This is a genomic window from Colwellia sp. BRX10-9 (assembly GCF_014077405.1).
Classification (GTDB): Bacteria; Pseudomonadota; Gammaproteobacteria; order Enterobacterales; family Alteromonadaceae; genus Colwellia_A.
The window spans coordinates 1-395 of sequence record NZ_JACGVV010000117.1 but is presented as its reverse complement, the minus strand read 5'-3'; the positions used below and the strand labels follow the sequence as shown (position 1 = coordinate 395).

1 protein-coding gene is annotated in these 395 nt (G+C 41.0%); it reads left to right on the top strand.

Annotated elements, in window-relative coordinates:
- Nucleotides 1-395 (top strand): Ig-like domain-containing protein (locus tag H4J69_RS19695; protein WP_182252063.1); only part of this gene is annotated, 395 nt, incomplete at both ends.

Sequence of the window (395 nt, the reverse complement as noted above, 5' to 3'; positions counted from 1 at the left end):
CTAATTACTTACATTGTTACTGACGGTGCAGGTGACACTCAGAGTTCTACCCTAACCATTTCAGTAACACCGGTTTCTGATTTAAGTGATGATAGTGAAACTGTCACGATAGCTGAAGATACAATTGCTACAGGTAATGTGCTTGATAATGCAGAAACAGCTGATGGTCCACTCACGGTAACGAGTTTTACTGTTGGTGGGAATACATACAATGCAGGTGATACGGTTACCCTTGCTGAAGGTGAAATTACCTTAAATGCAGATGGTAGTTACACTTTTACACCCAATGACAACTTCAACGGTGCTGTGCCAGTGATCAGTTACACCATTACCGATGGTGCTGGTGACACAGAAATTTCAACTTTAACAATTTCAGTAACACCAGTGTCAGATTT